16 protein-coding genes are annotated in these 20,210 nt (G+C 36.3%); 8 read left to right on the plus strand and 8 right to left on the minus strand.

Features of this window, described 5'->3' with window-relative positions:
- Window positions 1–232 precede the first annotated feature (232 nt).
- The 3 genes from MP477_RS08000 to MP477_RS08010 all read left to right on the plus strand — a co-directional run bounded on the left by MP477_RS08000 (window position 233) and on the right by MP477_RS08010 (window position 3,079).
- Window positions 233–592 carry an ankyrin repeat domain-containing protein gene (locus MP477_RS08000; protein WP_230037533.1) on the plus strand — a complete coding sequence of 120 codons (360 nt, stop codon included), beginning with the start codon at window positions 233–235 and terminating at the stop codon, window positions 590–592.
- 134 nt (window positions 593–726) lie between these two features.
- A complete protein-coding gene (gene aspS, locus MP477_RS08005) occupies window positions 727–2,481 on the plus strand; it encodes an aspartate--tRNA ligase (RefSeq protein WP_257189935.1) in 1,755 nt (584 codons plus the stop codon).
- Window positions 2,482–2,536: 55 nt separating this feature from the next.
- Complete coding sequence (locus tag MP477_RS08010) at window positions 2,537–3,079, plus strand: hypothetical protein (RefSeq protein WP_257189936.1); 543 nt, start codon at window positions 2,537–2,539, stop codon at window positions 3,077–3,079.
- A gap of 34 nt (window positions 3,080–3,113) precedes the next feature.
- On the opposite strand, the gene MP477_RS08015 is transcribed toward MP477_RS08010, so the two are convergent.
- Window positions 3,114–4,382 carry an adenylosuccinate synthase gene (locus MP477_RS08015; RefSeq protein WP_257189938.1) on the minus strand — a complete coding sequence of 423 codons (1,269 nt, stop codon included), beginning with the start codon at window positions 4,380–4,382 and terminating at the stop codon, window positions 3,114–3,116.
- 189 nt (window positions 4,383–4,571) lie between these two features.
- Window positions 4,572–5,141, minus strand: a complete 570-nt coding sequence (locus MP477_RS08020; protein WP_257189939.1) for a Crp/Fnr family transcriptional regulator — start codon at window positions 5,139–5,141, stop codon at window positions 4,572–4,574.
- 143 nt (window positions 5,142–5,284) lie between these two features.
- Between MP477_RS08020 and MP477_RS08025 the strand changes: the two genes are divergently transcribed.
- The 3 genes from MP477_RS08025 to ligD all read left to right on the plus strand — a co-directional run bounded on the left by MP477_RS08025 (window position 5,285) and on the right by ligD (window position 8,621).
- Window positions 5,285–6,070 (plus strand): Ku protein, encoded by a 786-nt coding sequence (locus MP477_RS08025; RefSeq protein ID WP_257189940.1) that lies wholly within the window; start codon window positions 5,285–5,287, stop codon window positions 6,068–6,070.
- Window positions 6,070–6,675, plus strand: coding sequence for a DNA polymerase ligase N-terminal domain-containing protein (locus tag MP477_RS08030; RefSeq protein ID WP_257189941.1), 606 nt, complete (start codon window positions 6,070–6,072; stop codon window positions 6,673–6,675). The genes MP477_RS08025 and MP477_RS08030 overlap by 1 nt, the downstream gene beginning before the upstream one ends.
- A 71-nt stretch (window positions 6,676–6,746) precedes the next feature.
- Window positions 6,747–8,621 (plus strand): DNA ligase D, encoded by a 1,875-nt coding sequence (gene ligD, locus MP477_RS08035; RefSeq protein ID WP_257189942.1) that lies wholly within the window; start codon window positions 6,747–6,749, stop codon window positions 8,619–8,621.
- A 265-nt stretch (window positions 8,622–8,886) separates the two neighbouring features.
- Here the strand turns inward: ligD and MP477_RS08040 are convergent, their stop codons facing one another.
- From MP477_RS08040 to nusB, 5 genes are all read right to left on the minus strand, one after another.
- Window positions 8,887–9,732, minus strand: coding sequence for a mechanosensitive ion channel family protein (locus MP477_RS08040; RefSeq protein ID WP_257189944.1), 846 nt, complete (start codon window positions 9,730–9,732; stop codon window positions 8,887–8,889).
- A 365-nt stretch (window positions 9,733–10,097) separates the two neighbouring features.
- Window positions 10,098–10,832, minus strand: a complete 735-nt coding sequence (locus MP477_RS08045; protein ID WP_257189945.1) for an SDR family NAD(P)-dependent oxidoreductase — start codon at window positions 10,830–10,832, stop codon at window positions 10,098–10,100.
- 148 nt (window positions 10,833–10,980) lie between these two features.
- Complete coding sequence (gene yajC / locus MP477_RS08050; protein ID WP_257189947.1) at window positions 10,981–11,346, minus strand: preprotein translocase subunit YajC; 366 nt, start codon at window positions 11,344–11,346, stop codon at window positions 10,981–10,983.
- Between the two features lie 11 nt (window positions 11,347–11,357).
- Entirely contained in the window at window positions 11,358–11,867 is a 510-nt protein-coding gene (locus MP477_RS08055; protein ID WP_257189948.1) for a DUF1573 domain-containing protein, read from the minus strand.
- Window position 11,868: 1 nt separating this feature from the next.
- A complete protein-coding gene (gene nusB, locus MP477_RS08060; RefSeq protein WP_257189949.1) occupies window positions 11,869–12,774 on the minus strand; it encodes a transcription antitermination factor NusB in 906 nt (301 codons plus the stop codon).
- A gap of 91 nt (window positions 12,775–12,865) precedes the next feature.
- On the opposite strand from nusB, the gene MP477_RS08065 reads away from it, so the two are divergent.
- Complete coding sequence (locus MP477_RS08065; RefSeq protein WP_257189950.1) at window positions 12,866–14,527, plus strand: ABC transporter ATP-binding protein; 1,662 nt, start codon at window positions 12,866–12,868, stop codon at window positions 14,525–14,527.
- Window positions 14,528–14,626: 99 nt separating this feature from the next.
- Window positions 14,627–14,962 carry a DUF3276 family protein gene (locus MP477_RS08070; protein WP_034701927.1) on the plus strand — a complete coding sequence of 112 codons (336 nt, stop codon included), beginning with the start codon at window positions 14,627–14,629 and terminating at the stop codon, window positions 14,960–14,962.
- A 203-nt stretch (window positions 14,963–15,165) separates the two neighbouring features.
- On the opposite strand, the gene MP477_RS08075 is transcribed toward MP477_RS08070, so the two are convergent.
- Window positions 15,166–20,208 (minus strand): DUF4132 domain-containing protein, encoded by a 5,043-nt coding sequence (locus tag MP477_RS08075; protein ID WP_257189952.1) that lies wholly within the window; start codon window positions 20,206–20,208, stop codon window positions 15,166–15,168.
- Between the last annotated feature and the right edge of the window lie 2 nt (window positions 20,209–20,210).

Consider the following 20,210-nt stretch of genomic DNA (forward strand, 5'->3'; position numbering starts at 1 on the left):
TATTTTGGGTTTACCTGACAAAAATATCAATTCAAAAACAATTAAGACTTAGCATAGGGAAAGTTTTCTTTTTATTCAACATTTCCAGATGACAATAAAGAAAGTTTTTTTTACATAAATATTTTTATTATTTTCTAATCAATACGCTATATAAGACAGTATAATTATTAATAAAACTTAGCAATTGATAATAAAATTTAGTTAGATTTGTATATTCTTAAAAATAGTTCTTATGAAAAAAATAATCTCTACACTCTTTCTATTTGGAATATCATTATCTGCAGGTATGCTTTCTGCACAACAACTTTCCCAAGCGAAAATGAGAGCAATCAATTCTGATAATATAGCTGCATTTAAAAAACAGTTTGCTCCCGGAGATTACAATAAGTGTTTTACAATTGGCCAGGAAGCATATAGCCCACTTGGATTCAGTTCATTATATGGAAGTAGAACTCTTGTCAAGTTTCTACTGGACAATAAAGTAAATATCAATAAGAAATGTAAAGACAAAACTCCACTGGAATTAGCAGAAATAGGAAAAACTGAAGAAACAGCCAAACTCCTGATAGAGCATGGGGCAGTAAAAAATTAACATTCATTAAAAATATACAAGACTTCCGAAAGGAAGTTTTTTTGTTTATAAAACCTGTAAAAACCTTATCTTTGCCCTCGAAAAAAACAAGGTTCGGATAGGAACCTTAAACATTGAACTTTAAACAAATAATTATGTTTCGATCACACACCAATGGAGAACTATCTCTAAAAAATCTGAATGAACAAGTTACACTATCAGGATGGGTACAGACTATCCGTGATAAAGGATTTATGATTTGGATAGATCTTCGAGATCGTTACGGCATTACTCAGCTGGTTTTTGACCAGGATCGCTCTTCAGCACAATTAATGGAAGAAGCTAAGAAATTAGGCCGCGAATTTGTAATTCAGGTTTCCGGAAAAGTCATTGAAAGGGTAAGTAAGAATCCCAATATTCCAACAGGAGAAATTGAACTTTTAGTAGAAACGCTGACGGTTCTTAATAATTCACAACTTCCGCCTTTTACGATTGAAGATGAAACAGATGGTGGAGAAGAGTTAAGAATGAAATACCGTTACCTTGATATCAGAAGAAATCCTGTAAAAGAAAAGCTGATCTTCCGTCACAAAATGGCACAGAAAGTAAGAAATTATTTATCTGATGAAGGTTTTATTGAAGTGGAAACTCCCGTTTTAATTAAATCTACGCCGGAAGGAGCCAGAGACTTTGTGGTTCCAAGCAGAATGAATCCGGGGCAGTTTTATGCATTACCACAGTCTCCACAAACTTTCAAACAGCTTTTGATGGTAGGTGGAATGGATAAATATTTCCAGATTGTAAAATGTTTCCGTGACGAGGATTTAAGAGCAGACAGACAGCCGGAATTTACACAGATAGACTGCGAAATGGCTTTCGTAGAACAGGAAGACGTAATGAATGTTTTTGAAGGAATGACTAAGACTCTTATAAAAGATATTACCGGTCAGGAATTTGGAAATTTCCCAAGAATGACTTTCGCAGATGCGATGAGAAAATATGGAAACGACAAACCGGACATCCGTTTCGGGATGGAGTTTGTAGAGCTTAATGAGCTGGTAAAAGGAAAAGATTTCAAAATATTTGATGAAGCTGAGCTGGTTGTGGGAATTAATGTAGAAGGATGTGCAGACTATACAAGAAAACAGATTGATGAGCTTGTAGACTGGGTAAAGCGTCCACAGGTTGGTGCCTCAGGAATGGTATGGGCAAAATTCCAGAATGATGGTGTGAAGACCTCATCCGTGAACAAATTCTACAATGAGGAAGACCTTGCAAAGATCATTGAAAAGTTCGGGGCGAAGGAAGGGGACTTAATGTTAATCCTTTCCGGAAATGAAAATAAAGTAAGAGCACAGCTTTCTGCTTTAAGAATGGAGCTTGGAAACCGTTTAGGGTTAAGAAAAGGAAATGTATTTGCTCCTCTTTGGGTGGTTGACTTCCCTCTATTGGAATGGGATGAAGACACTGAAAGATTCCATGCAATGCACCATCCTTTCACATCTCCAAAACCGGAAGATATCCACTTATTGGAAACTGATCCTGGTAAAGCAAGAGCCAATGCTTATGACATGGTATTGAACGGAAATGAAATTGGGGGTGGATCAATCAGAATTTTTGACAGAGATTTACAGTCTAAAATGTTTGATCTGTTAGGGTTCACAAAAGAAGAAGCTGAAGCTCAGTTTGGATTCCTGATGAACGCATTCAAGTACGGAGCACCTCCACATGGTGGCCTGGCATTCGGATTTGACCGTTTAGTGGCTATCCTTGACGGAAATGAGGTGATCAGAGATTATATCGCCTTTCCTAAGAATAACTCAGGACGTGATGTGATGATAGACGCACCGGCGTCCATTGCTGATGCACAGCTCGATGAGCTTGAAATTAAATTGAATTTAAAAGCATAAATATAAAGCGGGGTAAATGCCCCGCTTTTTTTATCTCGTACAAAGACTCATAATAATGAAAGAAACTCTTAGCTATAACACACCTAATTCTGAAGAAATTCTACAACAAATTAATCAGTATGAATTCGCAAGAATTTGGAAAAAAAACTTATCTAAAAATAACAGGAATCTTATCTGGGGAATTTTCTTCACAATATTGGCTTCATTTATGCTCTTCCGCAAAGATTTTTTCGGATTCCTATTTCTTGGTTTTGGTTTGTTTTATATTTTCTCGTGTATCAACTATATTGTAACGTACCGGAAACACAAAAAGACTTTCAGCCAAATATTAGATAAAGAAACGAAGGATCTTAATCTAAATTCCAAAGATGTACTATGGGAATTTACTGAAACATATTTCAGATTTCAAAATTATAAAGCTGAATTTATATTCAACTGGGAAATGATAACCTATTGCATTCTGGATGACCAATATATTTATATAACATCAAATCCTTATCAACTGAATTTCATTTTAGATAAAGCAAATATTCCCGGAAATAATTATGATAGAACCATTAGCTATCTCAGGGATAAGTCAAAATTACAAACACTTTGAAAATCATTGCATTAAATTAAAATCTTAGTCCAGTTTATTTCATTTTCAAAATCTGCTCTCTTCCCGGGCCTATAGAAAGATACGCTACCGGAATACCCAATTCTGCCTCTAAAAACGATACAAAATCATTTAATTCTTTGGGCAGTTCGGAGGTATTTTGCATATTGTGAAAATCTGCATTCCATCCTTCCATCCATTTCAGTACCGGTTTTGCATTATCCGGAAGTATTGCGGAAACCTTTTCTGTTGTTCCGTCTTCCAGTTCATAGTGTGTACAAATAGCTACTGATTTTAATCCACTTAAAACATCAGCTTTCGTCAACACCAGTTGGGTAACTCCATTGATCATTACAGCATATTGTAAAGCAGGTAAATCTAACCAGCCTATTCTACGTGGCCTTCCTGTATTAGAACCGAATTCATTTCCTTTTATCCTGATCTCTTCCCCCAATTCATCAAAAAGCTCTGTAGGAAACATTCCATTTCCTACCCTTGTACAGTAGGCTTTTGCAATCCCATAGATCTCCCCCATTTTTTTCGGTGAAATACCTAATCCGCTGCAGGCTCCCGCCGCCGTAGTAGACGAAGAGGTTACGTATGGATAAGTACCGTGATCGATATCCAGCATGGCTGCCTGAGACCCTTCTGCCAATACACTTTTCCCTTCATTTAAAGCGGTATTTAAATAGATTTCAGTTTCTGTACAGTTGAATCTCTTAAGAAAATCTACCGCTTCAAAGAACTCTTTGCTCATCTCCTCAAAAGAAGGTAAAACCATCCCATTGCCTGTCAGCATTTTATAGTCTCTCTCTAAAATATGTATTATTCTCGTTTGGAAATCTGATGAAAACAGATCCCCAACCCTAAGATTTTGTCTTAGTATTTTATTGGAATAAGCCTGCGCAATTCCATTTTTTGTTGTACCTATCGTGGTATATTCCGGGCTTTCCTCCATAAAAATATCCAGAAATTTATGAGTGGGTAATACCAAATGAGCTTTTCTGGAAATAATTATATTTTTCTCCGGCTGTAAGGTTTGGTCAAATACCTGAAGATTCAGTATTTCTTTTTTAAAACTTACAGGATCCAGAACGGTTCCTGTTCCAATAACATTCTGTACTGTTTTCATAAAGATCCCCGAAGGAATCATTTTAAGGGTAATTCTTTTTCCGTTTCGCTGTATGCTGTGTCCAGCATTGGAACCTCCATTAAAACGTGCTGTAATATCATAGTTTTCACTGATAAGGTCAATAAACTTTCCCTTTCCTTCATCACCCCACTGTAATCCTAATACAATATCCATATTTTTAATTTTATACTGCAAAATTAGACCAGCCGGACAGCAAGGCCATTGTCATTTGGCAAAAAGCGTGGATTTTAAATTGTATAATGTATAATGTACGTCTGTTTTAAATAAAGTCTAGTGATTGATCATTGTAGGAGACGACCTATATTCTGCTTCCTATGGAAATAGGTATTATCTGCTTAAATACTATAAAATATTTCTTCTGATCCGGCTTAAGGAAGAGGGTGTAATCCCGAGGTAAGAAGCCAGCATAGATTGAGGAACTCTGTTAGCCAGGCCGGGATAATGGTTTAAAAAATGAATGTAGCGGGCTTTGGCATCCTGGTTCAGCATGATACTCGCTACCTTAAGTTTATTTTCCGCTACAAAGACATGAATTCTCGCAAATAGGACAGGCCATATTGCAATTTCTTTTTCCAGGATTTTAAAATGATCCCAATCAATCACAAACAGTACAGCATCGGTTACCGCTTCAATATATTCGTGAGAAGAAACCTGGTCTGTAAAACCCTGGAAATCTCCAATGAACCGTCCTTCATAGATAAAATACCGGGTAAAATCATCACCCTGCTTATTATAATACAAAGACCTGAAGACTCCTTCCTTCACAAAAGCAATCTTTTTACTTACTTTTCCTGCTTCTACAAAACTGTCACCTTTCTTTACGGTAATCTCCTGGACTCCTTCAGCGATGAGAAGTTCTTCCTGATTACTCAGTACGCCAAATTTTTTGATGTAATTAAAAAGTTCATCCATGATTATTTGCCCACAAATTGGAAAATATAAAGGTATAAAAGTATGTCTGTAAAACAATTGTCATTTGACAAAAAGCATACAAACACATACCACATGAGCTTTCAACGGCATATTAATTGCTTGATTTTTAAAAACGTAAGACAATGAAAGCAATTTGGAATGGCGCCATTGGATTCGGTTTAGTAAACATCCCCGTTAAGATTTACTCTGCCACGGAAACCAGCAAATTGGACCTTGATATGCTCGATAAATCTGATTTTTCCAATATTAGATTTAAAAGAGTGAACGAAAATACGGGAAAAGAAGTCAAATGGGAAAATATTGTCAAAGGCTATCTCATGGATGACAAATACATCATTCTGGATGAAGAAGATTATGAAGCTGCAAGTCCCGAAAAGACAAAAATACTTTCTATTGACCAGTTTGTAAAGGAAGTGGAAGTAGACAGTGTCTATTTTGAAACTCCCTATTATCTGGAACCTCAGAAAAATGGTGAAAATGCATACAGGTTATTGCTAAAAGCACTTGAAGAAACAAAAATGGTCGGAATAGGAACTTTCGTTCTCCGCGAAAGCGAAACAATCGGAATGATACGCCCATATAATGATGATATTCTGGTTCTGAACCGCCTGAGATTCGATCAGGAGATAAGAAGTTATTCGGATTTAAAAATTCCTGCTCATAAAGCTCCGAAACCAGCAGAGCTAAAAATGGCGGTAAGCCTTATCAAACAGCTTTCACAGGATTTTGATCCTGCTATGTATAAAGATACGTATTCTGATGATCTGATGAAGATTATTAAGCAGAAAGCGAAAGGTAAAAATATAAAAGCTCACAAAGCTCAGCCTGCTAAAGAAGGCAAAGTGATTGACCTGATGGCCCAGTTGAAGGCCAGTCTGAATAATTCTAACTCTAAATCTGCATTATAATGGCTCTCAAAGATTATCATAAAAAACGAAGGTTCGATGAAACCAGTGAACCTAAGGGAAAAACAAAGAAGAGCAAAAACAAATTGATTTTTGTGATTCAGAGACATGCAGCATCGAGGCTTCACTATGATTTCCGGTTGGAGATGGAAGGTGTTCTGAAAAGCTGGGCAGTGCCTAAAGGCCCATCATTAGATCCACAGGATAAACGCCTGGCGATGATGGTGGAAGATCATCCTTATGACTACAAAGATTTTGAAGGAAATATCCCCGAAGGAAATTACGGAGCGGGGCAAGTGGAAGTATGGGACAGCGGAACTTATGAACCTTTGGAAGAAAACACTAAGCTTTCTGATGAAAAGGAACTGTTGAAAGAACTCCATTCCGGGTCATTAAAGTTTATCTTACACGGTAAAAAGCTGAAAGGTGAGTTTGCTTTAGTTAAGATGAAAAATGCAGAAAATAATGCATGGCTATTAATTAAACATAAAGACGAATTTGCTGAAAGTCCTTATGATGCTGAAGAAAATACTTCCTCAAAATCTTTAGTCACCCAATTTTTAGAGGAAAAAAAAAGCCTGAAAATAAACGCAAAAAAGAAGTCATAACTTCAGAAAAACCTTTCAGAAGCTTTAACTCTTTAACCAACGAAAAAAAATTAAAAACCTTTATCAGGCCTATGCTGGCGAAGCTTTCTGAAGAAGCTTTTAATGATAAGGACTGGGTTTTTGAAATAAAATGGGACGGTTACAGAGCGATAGCTGATCTCAGCCATGAAGAACCTCTCTTCTATTCCAGAAACGGAATTTCATTTTTATCAAAATTTGAAAACGTAGCCCGTGATTTCAAAAAACAAAAGCATCCTATGATTCTGGACGGGGAAATTGTAGCCTATGACGATCAGGGAAAGCCCAGTTTTCAACTTTTACAGCAAATTGGCGATAATCCCAATTTAGCTCTTGCTTATCAGGTTTTTGACATCCTATGGCTCAATGGCCACTCAACAGAGGAGCTCCCTCTTATCCAGCGAAAGGAGCTTTTAAAAGAAGCCCTGATTGAAACTGAAACCATTAAATACTGTGATCATATCCCTGAAAAAGGGATTGAGTTTTTTGATCAGATGAAAAAATTGAAACTGGAAGGGATGATCGCTAAAAGGGCCAGCAGCCAATATATAGAAAATCAAAGAACCAGTGACTGGCTTAAAATAAAATTCACTAATACTGATGAAGCTATTATCTGCGGTTTTACAGAACCAAGAGGCTCACGCAAGGGTTTTGGAGCCTTAATTTTAGGAAAATATATTGACCATAAGCTTACCTATTGCGGCCATACAGGAACGGGATTCAACCAAAATTCTTTAAAAGAACTTTACGGAAGGCTTCAGAAATTGATCATAAAATCTTCACCCTTTGAAAGTGTCCCTAAAACGAATATGCCGGTAACATGGATAAGACCCGAACTGGTAGGTGAGATTAAATATTCTGAAATTACTAAAGACGGAATCTTCCGGCATCCGGTTTTTATTGCCATTCGTGAAGATAAAGAACCTGAAGAAATTAAAAGCCTTAACAGTCAAAACGAAAAACCTAAAGGAATGAAAGCAAAAGCCACTTCTAAAAGAAATAAACCTTCTGAAAAAGAAACTGAGATGATACTGAACAAGCATCATGTAAAACTCACTAATCAGGATAAGATCTATTTTCCAAAAGATGGTATTACTAAAGGTGATGTGATCGATTATTATCAGTCGGTAGCAGATTATATTTTACCTTACTTAAAAAACAGACCATTATCCCTCAACCGTTTTCCCAATGGAATTGAAGAACAGGGCTTTTATCAGAAAGACGCCGGGGATCATATTCCCGACTGGATAAAAACTACAAAAGTATACTCCGAATCGAATGATAAGTACATTGATTATATGTACTGTAACGACAAGGCAACGTTAGCTTATCTCAATAATTTAGGATGCATAGACCTCAATCCGTGGAATAGCTCTCTGCCGGATCTGGAACATCCAGATTATCTGGTTTTGGATCTCGATCCTTCAGCAAAAAACACGTTTGATGAGGTTATTGAGACAGCACTTCAGGTGAATGAAGTTTTACAAACCATCAAAATAAAAGGCTATTGCAAAACTTCAGGGAGTACAGGAATTCACATTTATATTCCGATGGGTGGCAAGTACGAGTTTGACCAGGTAAAAGATTTCGCACATCTACTCATGAAACAGGTGAATGACAGGTTACCGAAGATTACTACTTTAGAAAGAAGCCTTCAAAAAAGGGATCATAAAAAAATTTATCTGGACTATCTCCAAAACCGAACCGGACAAACTCTGGCTAGCGCATATAGCCTGAGGCCAAAACAGGGAGCATCTGTTTCCATGCCAGTGGAATGGGATGAGCTGAGACCGGGATTGAAGCCTACTGATTTTACTATTGATAACAGTCTGGAAAGAATAAAGGAAAAAGGAGATTTGTTTAAACCCACCCTGGGTAAGGGTATTGATATGATGAAGGCTCTGGAGTTGCTGCAGAATGTGGATTAATTTCTATATTTTTGCTTACAATTTTACTTCTATCCCATGAATGAATTTATAAAGATTGAATTTGAATTCAATGAAAAACTGGAAAGAAAAGGCCAGTAATTCTTCTTTGAATATGTTTTTACAGAAGCTGAGTTTAAAGAAAATGATTATCAAGTTTTAAAAGATTTTATTCAGCAATATTCCCAAAAGAAAGTTGAGCAATAGCTTAATAAAAATCCTGCATTATTGGCTAACGCAGGATCTTTTTTATCATTTTCAAATATAATTATTTATTGTAAACATGAATATCTCTTTGTGGAAAAGGGATTCCTATTCCGGCTTTATCAAGAGCTTCTTTACAGTTGATGATCAACTCCTCATTCATTTTCCAGAAATTTTCATTTGAGGTGGTCACCCGTACAGATAAGTTTACAGCACTGTCTCCAAGTTCTGTTACCATTACCTGTGGTGCAGGTTCTGTAAAGGCATACTGGTTACTATTGATTACTCTCATTAATATTTCTTTGGTCTGTTTAAGATCCGCATCATAAGCCACACCTATATCCAGAGAAGTTCTTCGGGAACCTAATTGAGTAAAATTGGTAATGCTGTTATTGGATACTACTCCATTTGGGATAACGATAAGTTGGTTTTGAGGAGTGATTAATTTTGTATGAAAAATATCAATAGCCTGAACGGTTCCTGAAACTCCGGAATTGGTAGAAATAAAATCGCCTATTTTAAATGGTTTTAGCAGTAAAATAAGAATTCCACCTGCAAAATTAGTCAGTGATCCCTGTAATGCTAAACCTATCGCCAGACCGGCAGCACCAATCATTGCTACAAAAGCTGAAGTCTGCACTCCCAACTGGGTAACCACAACAATAAAAAGAAGAATATTAAGCCCCCAATTAATAATATTTAAAAGGAAAAGCTGTAAAGAAGCTTCCATATTACGCTTTTTAAACGCTTTTGCAACCAGCTTTTTAATCATTCTTATCATCCATGAACCAATCAGGTAGATCAGTACTGCAGAAATTACTGCTGTGATAATTCTTGGCGTCCATGAAATTGCTGAAGATACTAAAGAGTCCCAGTGTTGCTGAATGTTGTTTAATTTTAAATCGTTCATTTTTCTGCTGCTTATTTTAATATTTGTATATCTGTTATTGACTCCTGTACAAGATTTAAAATGAAAATGAGCCATAGCATAACCAGGTTCCAAAAAGAAGCAAGCCTTAACTGTTTTTTAGGTTAAAGTAGAAGTATTATCCATGAAAATAAATTGATTGCGAAACAGAATGGTTCAGCTTACTCAATGATCATTTCAAAAATTGAATCTTAGTACGAAGAAATAATTTTGGTTTTTATAATAGCAAAGAGGGTACCGAACTCCCTTTTTAAAGAAATAAGGTTGTTATTATTATACATAACAAGCAAAGAAAATGATAAAAATATTCATTACACAGATTATTTTAAATCCTAATATTCAAAACATTACGGTAATTTCGCGACTAAGCCTTCCGGCAGAAGTCTCAAAATATGATAAATAATCTTCCATTTAAAATTTGGAACAATAATAAAGGAATTACCGGCATTGACAATAAATCCGGCTACGTAATCCGGTTCCATCATCAAGGATTCATTAAGCTCTAATCCAGCATTGATCTTTGTTCTGATATATCCAATTACCAAAGCATTGACAATAATTTTCCTGGAAGCCAGTTCCTGTCTTAACCCTGCCAGATATTGGGTAAAGGCAGCTTTTGTACTTCCATATACAAAATTGCTTTTTCGTCCTCTTACACCGGATAATGAGGAGAGTCCTACAATTCTTTCCAGATGATTATTGCTTTGATCCATTGCAATAATACTGAGAATAGATACGGCTCCCATATAATTGACTTCCATCATGTGTTTAGCCCCATTAAAATCAGCCAATGCTTTTTCATTATCTACTAAAAAGCCGGCAGCATATACTACAATATGGGGTTTCATTGGGAGTTGATCGTAAAATTTCTGATGAGAATTAAAATCGGCGGCATCAAAAGATAAAACTGTAATTTTATTTTGATCCAAATTATTTTCAGAGACAAAGTCTTTAAGAGATTGGGTATTCCTGGAAGCCGCCATTACAGAAAGTCCTTTTTCAACATATTGCTTGAGACATTGCTTGGCGACATCTGAATTGGCTCCTAAAATAAGAACAGTTTTATTTGCTTTTTGATCCATCCGGCAAAGATAATTTCTTTTTTCAAAATGAAAATTAATGGTTATTCAAATAACTATTACATTGTATCAACTGCTTAGTGTATTTTATAAAAAAGAATCGGCGGGTGAACTTCGTTCACCCGCCGATTCAGTCTATTTTCAGGCTGAATTATTTCTTTTCTTCAGTTTCTGTTTCCTTTTTGTCTGCTGTTTTATCAGCAGCTTTTGCTTTATCTCCGAAACGGGTTTCTGTCATTTCTCTTGAGATAGCTGCTTTTTCAAATTTCAGTTTTCCTGATAATGTTTCGATAACAAAACCATCATCCTGAACCTGAGCAATTCTTCCGTGAAGTCCTGAAGTAAGTACAACTCTTGTTCCTACTTTTAGATTTTCCTGGAAATTCTTCTCTTGTTTTTGTTTTCTCATCTGAGGTCTTATCATTAAGAAATAAAACCCTACAAACATCACCCCCATCATGATCAGCATCATAGATGAAGATCCCTGTGATTGTGCCTGTAAAAATAATGTCAACATATTTTTTAAAATTATGGTTGGATGTTCGCAGTGAACGTTAATTTAATTGGAGCTTTCTCTACGTTTGCAAAAACATCTGCATACTTCTGAACATTTCCGTCGAAGTTTGAAGAGTCAAAATGTAGTGTAATTTTCCCTTTTTTACCTGGCATGATAGGTTCTTTTGTGAAGTCAGGAGCTGTACATCCGCATCCAGGCTTAACTTCAGAAATAATCAATGGATTTTTTCCAGTGTTCGTTACTTCATAAACGTGCTCTACTTTATCTCCTTTTTTGATTTTTCCAAAATCGAAGTTGCTTTCAGATAAAGCAATAGAAGTAGAAGGTTCGTTAGAAGCAGGAGCAGCAGGAGCTTCACCTGTTACAGGAGTTGCTGTAGAATCTGCTGTAGCAGGAGCTGTTATTGCTGTAGAGTCAGCAGCTACTGTTTCAGCACTTTGAATTTCTTTGTTTTCTTTTTTACAAGAAACTAATCCCAAGCCTATGATAGATAAGGCGATAATTGATAACGTCTTTTTCATTTTATATTCTATTTTGATCTTTACAATATTTATCTAAAATACCATTAACGAAAATATTGGAACGGTCTGTGGCAAATACTTTTGCAATTTCAATATATTCATTAATAATAACTCTTGAAGGCGTAAACGGAAAATTATCAAGCTCTGAAATTGCTGTTGATAAAATAACTTTATCCATTAAAGAAACCCTTTCCAAATCCCAGTTTTCAAGTCTCTCTTCCAGCTTTTTTTCGTTGTTTTCCCAGTTGTTCAAAGTATCTCTCAATAACTTAGCCGCGAAGCTTTTATCTTCTTCATCTTTAATCATCTTGATTAAAGTTCTGCTTTCTTCATCTTCTTTCAGGAAACCGATGGTTTTCTGTACCATTGAATTGGCAATATGAATATCATCATACCATGAAAGTTCTTTATCTCCTAAATAATCATGAAAATCATCATTTTCAGCAATATATCTAAGGAATAATTTACCGATAAACTTCTGATCATCTTCAAAAGAATATCCATCTTCTTTCATAAAATCCTGATAACGTTTTCCTGCTGTAATTCTTTGGAAAGTTTTCACCAACAAATCATCGTGCATATCCCACTTCAATTGCTTGTGCTGGCCTGTGAAAAATAATCTCTCAGGATTTTCTTCCAGCTTCTTTAATACTTGATTGTTGATGAATTTTTGGTTAGGATTAATATCAGCATCTGTTTTCAGATACTTATTTTTCCCGATTTCGATCTGATGCTCTGCCAAATCTTTTAGTGCCACCAAAAAATTCAGCTGATAGATGTAAAGATGATAGATTTTCTCTATTCCAGCAAACATGTTTTTCTCTAAAACATCAAACTTTACAGGGTTCTGATAGTACGAATACACTGTTTGTACTAATTTTTCACGGATTTGTCGTCTTCCTAACATTCAAAGAGCTTTTTTATGCCTGCAAAGATACAAAATTTAAAATTGATGAAATTCGTAGTGTGATGACATTTTTGTAATTTTGTAAAACTATATGAAAGCTCTAAAAACCTTAAACCCTTATTTTTGGAAACACAAAATACTATTGTTTTGGGGAGTACTATTTATCATTGCCAGTAACTTTTTTAATATTTATAAAGTTCAGTATGTAGGTAAATCCGTGGATGAACTCACTAAAAACGGGAATCTTGGCTTCAATAACCAGGTTCTTATTTATGTTGCTATCATTGTAGGATGCTCACTGCTGACCGGATTTTTCACCTTCATGATGAGGCAGACTATTATTGTTGCCTCCAGAAGAATTGAATATGAACTTAAAAATAAAATCTACCGGCATTATCAGGATTTGTCTTTAACAGATTATAAGCAAACCACTATTGGAGACTTAATGAACCGGTTAAGTGAAGATGTTGTGGCCGTAAGAATGTATCTGGGACCAGGTGTAATGTATGTGGCGAACCTTATCGTCCTTGTTGTCATCACTTCTATTTATATGGTGAAAACAGATGCTTCCATGACTTTATGGACATTGCTGCCGCTTCCTATTCTATCTTATGCTATTTATAAGGTAAGTTCCATTATCAATAAAAAGTCTAAGGTCATGCAGAAAAGCCAGTCTGCTATTTCAACTTTTGTTCAAGATAGCTTTTCGGGAATCCGGGTGGTAAAGTTTTTTGCAAAAGAAAAATACATCAAAAAGAATTACGGGATCAAAGTAACAGATTATCAGAACAAAGCATTAGATCTTGCTAAAACTGAAGCTTATTTCTTTACCATTATTTTATTTGTAATCGGATTACTGAATGTTGCCGTTATCTGGATTGGTGGTCAGAAATATATTGCAGGAGAATTGAGCATAGGTAAAATTGCCGATTTCTTCATGTATATAAATACCTTAATTTTTCCATTCTCAATGGTAGGCTGGGTTACTTCTGTGAATCAGAGAGCTGAAGCATCGATGCAGAGGATTAATGAATTTATGGATAAGGAGTCTGAAATTGTAAATTCAAACTTTGAGAATTACCCTATCCGGGGCAATATAGAGTTTAGAAATGTTTCTTATGTATATCCAAATACGGGAATCAAAGCACTGGATAATCTAAGTTTTACCATCAATGCCGGCGAATCCTTAGCTATTATGGGGAAAACAGGAAGTGGAAAATCTACCATAGCTCTTCTTCTGTGCAGGTTGATTGATCCTACGGAAGGTGAAATTCTTATTGACGGTAAAAACCTTAAAGAACACAATCTCAGCAACTATAGGAATTTTATAGGGTACATTCCTCAGGAAAGCTATTTATTCTCTGATTCCATCGAAAACAACATTGGTTTTGCTATTGATCACCCTTCTCACGAAAAAGTGGTAGAATATGCTCAGATTGCCGATGTTCACAAAAATATTGTCGAGTTTAAAGAGCAATATAAAACACTTGTGGGTGAACGTGGAGTTATGCTTTCGGGAGGTCAAAAGCAAAGGATCTGTATTGCACGGGCTTTAATTAAGGACCCAAATATCATTATTTTTGACGATTCTTTATCGGCTTTAGATACGGAGACCGAGCAGAATATTCTTGAAAATATTGATAAAAAAATAGGCAATGCGACTTCCATAATTATCACACACAGAGAGTCTAGCGCTCAAAAAGCAGACAAAATCATTAACCTTACGGAAATTGCCAATTCTGTAACTGCTTAGCCGTTTCGTTCTCAATTGTTAAATAAATCATAAAAAAAATTTTGTGATTAAAAGAATTCTTTTATATTTGTTCTTAACAAGATTAAAAAATATCTAACAATGAGTGAATACAAGGAACGCCATGAAAATGAAATTTTCACTAAGGTGTTAAAAGCAGGGAGAAGAACTTATTTCTTTGATGTGCGCGAGACGAAAGCAGGAGATTATTATCTTACAATCACTGAGAGTAAGAAAAATTTCGGAGAGAATGGGGAAGCTACATTCGAGAAGCATAAAATTTACCTTTATAAGGAAGATTTTAAAAGTTTTCAGGAGATGTTTAATGAGTCCACAGATTTCATCATTAATGAAAAGGGGGAGGATGTAATTTCTGAAAAACATGACAAAGACTTCAAAAGCAAATCTTTCACGATTGATTCTGACGACGAAGTTTAAAAAAAAGAATATCTAAAAACACAAGCATCTGAAAAAGGATGCTTTTTTTGTGTAAAAATCTGGCTTATGGCTTATGGCTTATGGCTTATGGCTTATGGCTTATGGCTTATGGCTTATGGCTTATGGCTTATGGCTTATGGCTTAGCAAATTTAAGGTTTGAAAAACAAAAAAGTACACCTTTGAAAAGTGTACTTTCTGTATTTTATACGTACTCACGCTTTATTTGTGAGAGTATCGTTGGGTCCTGTATTTCATTGTCTTTAGATAATAACAGTACTTTAGACAATACTTCAGCAGATTTCGGGTCATCATCTGTAAAAGGTAAAAACAGTCGCCCTCTATGCTGAGAATGAACAGGAAGTATGGAGAGATAATGTCCCGGCACCTGATGTACCACAGCACTTCCCAAATGAACACTATATTCTGCCATATTTCCTTTTATCAATACATGTGAACCTTCAATCTTTATATTCTCAAGTTTAAATAAACGGGCAGTTTCTTTCATCAGTACAGTCCGCATTTCAATAGAAGACTGACTGGCTTCCGGATCCACACCTCCCACATGGGCTACCGATACCACCAGGTCCACATCACGCATCACTTCTGAGAACAGTCTTGGATTGATCTCTTCAAAAGGAATATTCTTAGCATCTTTTAAAGAATGAAATTCTATCGTTTCCAATGTGGGGCTTTCTATATCGGCAGGTGAAAACCAATCGGCCATCGCATAAAGCTTCACCTGGAACCCTTCCTTGTGATACACTTTTTGTAAACCTTCTTCATAATCTACTTTCCATCCACGTGTTTTAAGCAAAGCTAATGTCTGCTTTGGCTGAATCTGATGTCCTGCATACCGACGGGATACAGACTTTTCTTTCAATTCATCAGGAGTAGGAACATACAGTTCTCTGAATATCTGTTTGAACGGCTGAATAAGCTTTTCTTTAAAGCAATAATGCTGGTAATCATTCCAGACTGAATGCTGATGGAAGTCTACACAATGGGCAATACGCAGCGTATGATTCTCATTTAATTCCTGGATTTCGCCATCTGTATTGACCAGGTTTCCGTCGTGGAAAAATCCAATTTTATCATCACTGGAAATGAACACCAGTTTCTCTAAATGCTTTACAATAACAGGATGCTCAAAAAGTTTTTTGATTTCATCAAAAAAGAACTCATCTCCCCTGATCATCGCTTCCTCTAGCCCTTTTCGGGAACGCGTCCATTGCTCACGCATAATTTTACGGTAGTTCCCAAGTTCTATGATCGCTTTATCTTTTTTAATCTTTGGCGGAATAGATTTTAGCTGTTTATCATCTCTGAATACAACAAGTTCTGCTTTACCATTGTCTTCTATAAGTAAACCTACTGTAACGCCGTCAATGGTAACCTGCGTTTCTTTTGATAAAAGATTCTGAATTTGCTTGGTTTCCATAGCCCATGTTAGCCTTATCGGATCAGGATACCCTGCATTTCGGGCTAAGTTTTCTAGTGCTACCCGAATAGCAAGCGCCTCACTCGACTGTTTCATAGAGCCAAATTCCTTGCTTTCTTTTTTGAACTGCTGGATGTATTCGTACCGGTTCAGGACATCTTTCTCAGGGTTAGTTTTACTCAATGGTACCAGTCCATATACACGGAGATAATCCTGATCACGTTTGTCTTTTACTTTTGTTGTTACTTCTTTTATTTTTAAACTTCCAGCCAGCGTGTCGGAATAAAGCCTCGCCCGTCGGTGTCCGTTACCATCAGATATATATTTTGCAGATTCATAAAGCATTTCCCACCGGGCTTTACCAAGCTCCCTGTAAGCTTTTGTAAACCAATCTTTATCTACAGCTCCATCCTTAAACTCCTGAATATCTACTGATGAATATTTTGCAACTTCACTTTCCAGTTTTGCATTCTGTGCTTCATAAGCTCCTGTTTTTGTATGGGCATGCATCCACCAGATCGCTGAATCCAATCCTTTCCAGCCTAAATAATTACTTATCAGCTTTTGCCATTGCGGTGCATATACTGCAGCCTGTATCAGACGAAGTTCTGCAATCTTTTCTTTTTTCACTATCTCGTTAAATGCTTCCTGCGTATCACTCTCCAACGGATAGCAATTCGAAATAAGCCAGGAAAAGAGTTTCTGCTTCGTCATATTTTCTCCACTATAACTGTATATATAATTGGCATATAACCCGGATTTTCCTAATCCTTTCAGAAGCTGAATAAAACGGCGCGTACCATATATCGTCTGAAACTGCTGTACAAAATGAGAAACAGAGGTGTTGGCATCACCACGAATAAGCTCTATATCCAGAAATTTATCCTGTATTTCTTCAATCATCGGTTTCAGGAATGGAAATACCTCAAGATATTTTTCATTATGATGATAGAATTTGGTGATGGTAAGATCCCTGATCGCAGAATCTGCAGTGAGAATTCCCTCATAAAGCTCTTCCTGGGTAATGGCTTTCAATTCATAGGCTTTGCAGAATACATGGAAGGGAGGAACACTATTTGTTATATTTTCCGGCAACCCATTATACTGCATCCATCGGTATAAATTCCATTGTTTAAGATATTGTTCTTCGGTAAGATTTTTCAACGGTACAGCCCTTAAAAACGCATCAAAAAAGCTCAGTTGTTGCCAGCCATTCCCTTTATACGAATAATAATAGTCTTTACTATCCTTTCCTTTATAGTTAATAATTTCTTCAGGAAGATTGGCAAACAGCGTACTGCAGGCATCCAGTAAGAAATCAACTTTTTCCTCGAATACAAACTTATACTGCAGTAAATAAAGGATTTTATTAATCGCATTATCCCAATGATAGTTTCCTTTCGTAGGATTAGGAATAACACCCTGGTTATAGAATACATAATCTTCTAAAAAGTCCCTGAATACTTTCCGGTCACAAGTATCCGCAAAGGTCAGCAAAAACAGATCTCTGGGTAGCAATCCAGAGTCTTTATACCATTGTTCCCAGGCTTCAGACAAAGGATAATTTTCAGCAAGCTGCTGAGGAGTAAACCCATCGGTATTATTTTTTATCTGACGGAAAGTATTTCCCATCAATTCTATTGTTACAGAGCCGTTCCAGTCTTCGGATTCATATTCATAATCCTTATGCTGCAGAAATATATCATTAAGCTTTCTTAATTCTTCTTTTACCTGGGCAAGAGGTTGTGAAAATCCATATTTATCTTTTTTAACAGCCTGTGCATACACCGAACTGGCTTCCACTGCTGGTAATGCGTATTTTGAGATCACCAAAGGATCATAAAATCCGAATCCGTTTTCAGCAGAAAGTATTTTCTTATCATCGGAAGGATGAAGTTGGTCCAGCAGACTCTGTTCTCTTTCCGACACTTTTGTCTTTTCGGCATACTGCTGTGTCCAGCGAGTAATTTGAACAGGCAACCTCTTGTTTTTTTGAAGTTGAAGCATCATATCCAAAGAAGCAGCCCGTTGCTCTATATCACCTTTAGTGGTAAGTTCATCAATCAATGGGGTAATTTCGGTGTCATCCTGCGCAAGCACCAGCTCTATAAGCGTCTTACGGAGAGTTCCCCCTTTTCTTTTAAACAGATCAAAGAAAATCATTATTTCCTCTTTATGTAAAGGATTCTGATGCAGAACGTTGATTCCTGAGGCGATCAGAGATTCACCTCTGTCTTTTATAACCTTAAAGGCAAACTCTTTTTGAAAAGGGGTCACCGTATTCTTCTTTTGTTTCCCAATATTATAAGATAAAGAATAACAGTAAAAATCACCTAAAATATTTCGGGTAAGCAGCTCCCGTAAAGAAAGATCAAACTGATCAAAATAAGAAAGTACAGTATCCAGCTTATGACTGTCTTCTCCTACCAGATAAAACATAGAAGCATATAAATCACTCTTTTTAAAAATAGCAGTAAGCCATGAGAATACTTTTCCCTCAAATTTCTTCTCTTTTATCTCTGTTTTTTGAGTCAGCTCATGCAGTTTTTCAAAAAAGTCCGGATAATCTTTATTATTGATAAAAAATTTAGATTTTGTATTGACACTTAATAATTCGGATATTGAATGACCTGCGAATGCCAATACCTGTATATCTCCTTCCAGCACAGCTTTATAATACAGAGGCATCTGAATGTAAGGATTCTGCGTTTCTGTTGCAAATTTTATCGCTAAACACTTTTTTTCGGTATTACCTTTGTCAAACAACTGATGCAGATAAGGTACTGTTTTTTCCACATCCCATACAGCCTGTACCCAAAGCGCCATATAAACCTCAGTATTATTCTCACTTTTTATGGCATCAGGAATCAGCTCAGGATTTTTGAAATAGGTATGAGCCAGTAATACAATATTCTTCACCACAGATTCTTTCTCTGCTTCCCAGCCTAAACCTGTCCAGGTATCTACCGCCCGGACAACCGATGAAAAACGAGTAAGTTTATGCTCTACAATGACACGGGTCATATATTCCAAAGCACCAACACTTGTCTCATCCAGGGCTTCTAATATCGTCTGGCGTAATCCTTCCTGACGTTGGGCAGCAAGTAAAAGTTTTTCCACCAGTTCCCAACACTGTTTCTGCTCGCTGTTGAGCAAAGCCTTGATCATATTCAAAGATACTTTTCCCTGAGTGTGTTTATTGAATATAATATCTTCAATCAGTTGATAAATATCCGTATTTCCTGTATCAATAGCTGCCGACCATATATAGAACTGACTGCTGTTATTAGATACTTCATTGTCATATATAATCTGTTCTTCTAATGAAAGGTCATAAAATTCATGATCATAAGCATTCCGCTGCGGAAGGCGTAAAAGCCCTCTTATTAAATTGATCTGATTCAGTACTATATATTCTTCACGATGAGGCGCCCGAAACGAACGGCGGTAATACCCCGTCTGATACATTTTATAGGGCATTTTATTCCATACATGCTTCACAAGGTCTGCATTATCCCCAAAGAAATAAACCAATAAATTATAATAGTCCTGATCTTCCCAGAGATCCGATTTTATATGTCCTTTAAGTTTTTCGGCAGTTTTAGAGCCTAAAGTTACAATCTCATAAGAATTAGGTTTTCCACTCAGCAATAAGCCTAATTCGGCTACTTCTTTCTTAAGTAACGGCCTATCCGGAAAAATGTGAGTAGACACGCCATTCTCTGACTGTTCTATCAGGTCTTTTCTTACTTTTTCATAATAATTTGTTATAACCTTTTTCGATTCTAACTTTTCGTTGATTTCCATGT

It is taken from the genome of Chryseobacterium sp. WG23, assembly GCF_024586575.1.
Classification (GTDB): domain Bacteria; phylum Bacteroidota; class Bacteroidia; order Flavobacteriales; family Weeksellaceae; genus Chryseobacterium.

Bases quoted from the DNA above. Each gene is read 5' to 3' on its own strand.
- MP477_RS08000 (WP_230037533.1), top strand. From the start codon at position 233: ATGAAAAAAATAATCTCTACACTCTTTCTATTTGGAATATCATTATCT.
- aspS (WP_257189935.1), top strand. From the start codon at position 727: ATGTTTCGATCACACACCAATGGAGAACTATCTCTAAAAAATCTGAAT.
- MP477_RS08010 (WP_257189936.1), top strand. From the start codon at position 2,537: ATGAAAGAAACTCTTAGCTATAACACACCTAATTCTGAAGAAATTCTA.
- MP477_RS08015 (WP_257189938.1), bottom strand. From the start codon at position 4,382: ATGGATATTGTATTAGGATTACAGTGGGGTGATGAAGGAAAGGGAAAG.
- MP477_RS08020 (WP_257189939.1), bottom strand. From the start codon at position 5,141: ATGGATGAACTTTTTAATTACATCAAAAAATTTGGCGTACTGAGTAAT.
- MP477_RS08025 (WP_257189940.1), top strand. From the start codon at position 5,285: ATGAAAGCAATTTGGAATGGCGCCATTGGATTCGGTTTAGTAAACATC.
- MP477_RS08030 (WP_257189941.1), top strand. From the start codon at position 6,070: ATGGCTCTCAAAGATTATCATAAAAAACGAAGGTTCGATGAAACCAGT.
- ligD (WP_257189942.1), top strand. From the start codon at position 6,747: ATGCTGGCGAAGCTTTCTGAAGAAGCTTTTAATGATAAGGACTGGGTT.
- MP477_RS08040 (WP_257189944.1), bottom strand. From the start codon at position 9,732: ATGAACGATTTAAAATTAAACAACATTCAGCAACACTGGGACTCTTTA.
- MP477_RS08045 (WP_257189945.1), bottom strand. From the start codon at position 10,832: ATGGATCAAAAAGCAAATAAAACTGTTCTTATTTTAGGAGCCAATTCA.
- yajC (WP_257189947.1), bottom strand. From the start codon at position 11,346: ATGTTGACATTATTTTTACAGGCACAATCACAGGGATCTTCATCTATG.
- MP477_RS08055 (WP_257189948.1), bottom strand. From the start codon at position 11,867: ATGAAAAAGACGTTATCAATTATCGCCTTATCTATCATAGGCTTGGGA.
- nusB (WP_257189949.1), bottom strand. From the start codon at position 12,774: ATGTTAGGAAGACGACAAATCCGTGAAAAATTAGTACAAACAGTGTAT.
- MP477_RS08065 (WP_257189950.1), top strand. From the start codon at position 12,866: ATGAAAGCTCTAAAAACCTTAAACCCTTATTTTTGGAAACACAAAATA.
- MP477_RS08070 (WP_034701927.1), top strand. From the start codon at position 14,627: ATGAGTGAATACAAGGAACGCCATGAAAATGAAATTTTCACTAAGGTG.
- MP477_RS08075 (WP_257189952.1), bottom strand. From the start codon at position 20,208: ATGGAAATCAACGAAAAGTTAGAATCGAAAAAGGTTATAACAAATTAT.